The organism is Curtobacterium sp. B8, assembly GCF_000333315.1.
Classification (GTDB): Bacteria; Actinomycetota; Actinomycetes; order Actinomycetales; family Microbacteriaceae; genus Curtobacterium; species Curtobacterium luteum.
This window is the reverse complement of the sequence record NZ_BACW01000120.1, coordinates 1-3,193: the sequence shown is the minus strand read 5'-3', so window position 1 is coordinate 3,193 and position 3,193 is coordinate 1. Positions and strand designations below refer to the sequence as shown.

The window sequence follows — 3,193 nt, the reverse complement described above, 5'->3', positions numbered from 1 at the left end:
GGTTCGGTCCAGTCCTCGACGGTGTGCAGCGACGAGGACACCTGGCCGACGGCTTCGTACCCCATGTCGAACACGTCCGAGTAGAACATCGGCGTGTGGTCGTAGGTCTCGTCTGCGTCCGCGAGGTTGCGTCCGGCCTGTCGACCCTGCTGCTGGGCGTTGTCGACGTGCTCCACGCGACGCGTCCCGAGGATGCGGTCCGGGTACTCGGCGACGTCCCCGGCCGCGAAGACCGACTCGTCGTCGGTGCGGAGCGTCGAGGACACCACGATGCCGTCGCGGACGGTGAGTCCGGCGTCGGCGGCGAGCTGCGTGACCGGCTCGATGCCGAGGCCGACGACCACGGCGTCCGCCTCGACCGTGGAGCCGTCGTCGAGCGTGAGGACCACGCCGTCGCCGGTCTCCTCACCGGAGGAGACCCGTCGGCCGAGCCGCAGGTCCACGCCGGCGTCGACGAAGCGCTGCTGGAACGCCTGCGCCAGGTCGTCCGGGAACATCCGGCCGCCCACGACGTCGTCGGGGTCGACGAACGTCACCTTCGCGCCGTTCTGCGAGATGCCGGCCGTGATCTCGGTGCCGATGTACCCGCCGCCGACGACGACCACGTGGGCGCCGGCGTCGGCGAACTCCCGGAGCTTCCGGTAGTCGGCGGCGCTGCGGTAGTCGAGGACGCGGTCGGACGGCTCGAGTCCGGGCAGACCGCGCGGCTTCCCACCGGTCGCGATGAGCAGCCGCTCGTACCCGTGCGTCTCGCCCGAGTCGGTCGTGACGGTCTTCGCGTCCCGGTCGATCGCCGTGACCCGGCTGCCCAGGAGGAACGTCGCGCCGGTCTCCTCCGTGTGGAGGTCGACCTTCTCGTCCCAGCTGAACTCCGGGTCGGTCCAGAGCTTCTTCGAGAGCGCCGGCCGCGCGTACGGCGGGTCGACGTCCTCGCTGACGATGCCGATCGTCCCGTCGGCGTCGAGTTCGCGGATCCCGCGTGCTGCGGAGTCCGCGACCATCCCGCCGCCGACGATGAGGTACCGGAAGTCGGTCATGTCGTGCTGCTCCCTAGATCGTGGCGACCGAGCCGGAGTCGACCCGGTAGTTGGCGCCGTTGACGAAACTGGCGAGGTCGGAGCACAGGAACGCGACGACGTTCGCGACCTCCTCCGGCTCACCGCGTCGGCCGAGTTCCATGTACGGCCGTTCCTCGTCGAGGAAGGACGAGACGGCCTCGTCGAAGGACGAGCCCAGCTGCTTCGCGCGCTTGTCCATCATCGCGTCGGTCATCGGCGTGTGGATGAACGCTGGGCTGACGCAGTTGACCAGCAGGCCCTCGGACGCGTAGCTGCGCGAGAGCCCCTTGGCGAAGGACAACACGCCGGCCTTCGCGGCGCAGTAGGGCAGCTCGTCGTCGTACGGCTGCGAGGCGTCCTCCGACACCAGGTAGACGATGCGACCCCAGCCGCCGTTCCGCAGGTCCGAGATGAACTCACGGGTGATGCGGACCGGCCCCATGAGGTCGATGTCGATCGTGTCGAGCCAGCCCTGTTCGTCGATCTCGTGGAACAGGCCCTGCGCACCGGTGACCCCGGACGACTGCACGAGGATGTCGATCTCGCCGACGGCGCCGCGGACCCGCTCGTGCAGGGCCGCGAGGCTGTCCGCCTTCGTGACGTCCGCCGCGAAGGCGTGCAGCCGACCAGGAGGGGCCTCGAGCTGGTCCGCGCTGTTGTCCAGGCGGGCCTGGTCGAGGTCGGTCACGACCACGGTCGCGCCTTCGGCGAGGAGGATGCGGGCCGTGTTCCAGCCGATCCCCGAATCCCCGCCGAAGACGAGCGCGGTCTTGCCCTGGATGCCGAGGTCCATGCGCTGCTTACTCGTGGTCGGAGGCGCTCGCGACCGCCGGGGTGGTGGCCGAGGCCAGCGGCGTGCTGGGCGAGCGGTTCTCCGCGGAGACCATCCAGGCCAGCTGCTCGAGGCGCTCGATGAAGCCGTGCAGCAGGTCGGCGGTGGTCGGGTCTTCCTCGTCGACCTCGTCGTGCACGTCGCGCATCGTGCCGGTCGCCTGGTAGAGGCGCAGCGTGATCTCGTCGATCGCGTCGTGCGTCGTGATCTCGCCGTCCGGGAAGGCGTCGAGGTGGCTCGACGCGGCGACGGTGGCCGAACGGCCGTCCGGCACGGCGTACAGGGCGCGCATGCGCTCCGCGGTGTCGTCCGCGAACTCGCGCGCTGCGTCGACGATCTCGTCGAGCTGCAGGTGGAGGTCACGGAAGTTCGTGCCCAGGATGTTCCAGTGCGCCTGCTTGCCCTGGAGGTGCAGGTCGATGAGGTCCACGAGGACCGCCTGGAGGTTCTTCGCGAGCTTGTCCGATGCGTGCATGATCGGCTCCTTCCACGTCGGTGACCATTCCGGTCTACGCGGGACTCCCTCCGTGCACGCTGGCCGTCCGTCCCCCGGGCACGTCGAACGGACGACACGAGCCGGATGTGGGCGTTCCGACCACCCGCGGCCGGCGGGGCTCAGTGCGCGGCGACGGGGGTCAGCGCGCGGCGACGGAGCTCAGTGCGAGGCGACGGGGCTCAGTGCGCGGCGACGGGGTCGACGTGGTCGACGGCCTCGCGCATGTCCTCGAGGAAGCGGGCGACGACCCGGGCGTCGGCGGCGGGGAGGCCCTCGGCGATCGCCATCATGCGGCGGTGCATCACGCCGAGCGTGGCCCGGACCTCGTCGTCGGTCTCGGTCGTGGGCACGATGACGAGGGCTCGGCGGTCCGTCGGGTGCGGCTCGCGACGCACGTGGTTCGACCGCACCAGCCGGTCGATGAGGATCGTCGTCGATGCGGAGGAGATCTTGAGGTAGGCGGCGAGGTCCTTCGGGCTGACCTGGCGGCCGGCCCGCTGCGCCTGCAGCAGGAACCGGACGGCGAGCAGGTCGGTCTCGCCCATGCCCATCGAGTCACGGGTGCGCCGGCGCATGGCCGTCTCGGCGGAACGGTAGCGACGCAGGGCGTTGAGGACGGCGACGCCCCGCTGCGTCGCGTCGTCGTCGGGGAACCAGTACCCGGACGCCTCGGTGATCTCCTGCGTGGACATGCGGGACAGCGTAACCCGTCTCCTTACTAGAGCGTCTAGCGAGTCCGCGGATGGGGGACAGGCGCATGCGCCGGCATGTTGTGCAGGAGAGACGAACGGGAGGCNNTGCTGCTTG

4 protein-coding genes are annotated in these 3,193 nt (G+C 70.4%); all 4 read right to left on the bottom strand.

Annotation, left to right across the window (positions count from 1 at the left end; translation table 11 throughout):
• The coding region (locus tag I59_RS03185; RefSeq protein ID WP_022902636.1) for an NAD(P)/FAD-dependent oxidoreductase at nt 1–1,037 on the bottom strand (1,037 nt) is incomplete at its 3' end.
• 13 nt (nt 1,038–1,050) lie between these two features.
• Complete coding sequence (locus tag I59_RS03180) at nt 1,051–1,851, bottom strand: SDR family NAD(P)-dependent oxidoreductase (protein ID WP_022902635.1); 801 nt, start codon at nt 1,849–1,851, stop codon at nt 1,051–1,053.
• A gap of 7 nt (nt 1,852–1,858) precedes the next feature.
• Nucleotides 1,859–2,365 (bottom strand): Dps family protein, encoded by a 507-nt coding sequence (locus I59_RS03175; protein WP_022902634.1) that lies wholly within the window; start codon nt 2,363–2,365, stop codon nt 1,859–1,861.
• 200 nt (nt 2,366–2,565) lie between these two features.
• Nucleotides 2,566–3,078 carry a MarR family winged helix-turn-helix transcriptional regulator gene (locus I59_RS03170; RefSeq protein WP_022902633.1) on the bottom strand — a complete coding sequence of 171 codons (513 nt, stop codon included), beginning with the start codon at nt 3,076–3,078 and terminating at the stop codon, nt 2,566–2,568.
• Nucleotides 3,079–3,193: the final 115 nt, after the last annotated feature.

Bases quoted from the DNA above. Each gene is read 5' to 3' on its own strand.
- I59_RS03180 (WP_022902635.1), bottom strand. From the start codon at position 1,851: ATGGACCTCGGCATCCAGGGCAAGACCGCGCTCGTCTTCGGCGGGGAT.
- I59_RS03175 (WP_022902634.1), bottom strand. From the start codon at position 2,365: ATGCACGCATCGGACAAGCTCGCGAAGAACCTCCAGGCGGTCCTCGTG.
- I59_RS03170 (WP_022902633.1), bottom strand. From the start codon at position 3,078: ATGTCCACGCAGGAGATCACCGAGGCGTCCGGGTACTGGTTCCCCGAC.